The sequence below is a fragment of the Pseudomonas sp. CBZ-4 genome (assembly GCF_000346755.1).
GTDB lineage: Bacteria > Pseudomonadota > Gammaproteobacteria > Pseudomonadales > Pseudomonadaceae > Aquipseudomonas.
On record NZ_ANNV01000005.1, the window covers coordinates 1 to 974 of the forward strand.

At 60.0% G+C, this 974-nt stretch carries 1 protein-coding gene; it reads right to left on the reverse strand.

Going from position 1 to position 974, the window contains the following annotated elements; translation table 11 throughout:
* Positions 1–974: ribonucleotide-diphosphate reductase subunit beta (locus B348_RS0100420; RefSeq protein WP_017734202.1), on the reverse strand; the 974-nt coding region annotated here is incomplete at both ends.

The following is a 974-nucleotide window of genomic DNA, read 5'->3' on the forward strand; positions in this document are numbered from 1 at the left end:
GTCGTCCCTGGGTATTCTTCCTTCAAGCCAATCTGCGACAGGCGACGGTTGGCGATGAACTTGAGGTAGTCCTCCATCATCGCGGCGTTCATGCCCAGTACGCCGCGCGGCATGGTGTCGCGGGCGTATTCGATTTCCAGCTGGGTCCCTTGCAGGATCATCTGGGTCGCTTCTTCCTTCATCTCGGCATCCCACAGGTGTGGGTTTTCGATTTTGATCTGGTTGATCACGTCGATACCGAAGTTCAGGTGCATCGACTCGTCGCGCAGGATGTACTGGAACTGCTCGGCCACGCCGGTCATCTTGTTGCGGCGGCCCATGGACAGGATCTGGGTGAAGCCGCAGTAGAAGAAGATGCCTTCGAGGACGCAGTAGTAGGCGACCAGGTTGCGCAGCAGCTCTTTGTCGGTGTCGACGGTGCCGGTTTCGAACTTCGGATCGGAGATCGAACGGGTGTACTTCAGGCCCCAGGCGGCTTTTTTCGCCACCGATGGAATCTCGTGGTACATGTTGAAGATCTCGCCTTCATCCATGGCCAGGGATTCGATGCAGTACTGGTAGGCGTGGGTGTGGATCGCCTCTTCGAAGGCCTGGCGCAGGATGTACTGACGGCACTCCGGGTTGGTGATCAGGCGGTATACGGCCAGCACCAGGTTGTTCGCGACCAGGGAGTCGGCGGTGGAGAAGAAGCCCAGGTTGCGCATGACGATGCGACGCTCGTCGTCGGTCAGGCCTTCGGGGTTTTTCCACAGGGCGATGTCGGCGGTCATGTTGACCTCTTGCGGCATCCAGTGGTTGGCGCAGCCGTCGAGGTACTTCTGCCAGGCCCAGTCGTACTTGAACGGCACGAGTTGGTTGAGGTCGGCGCGGCAGTTGATCATGCGCTTTTCGTCAACGGCGACACGGGCGGAGGCGCCTTCGAGTTCGGCGAGGCCTTCGGCGATGTCGAGTTTGTCGAGGGCAGCCTTGGCGCG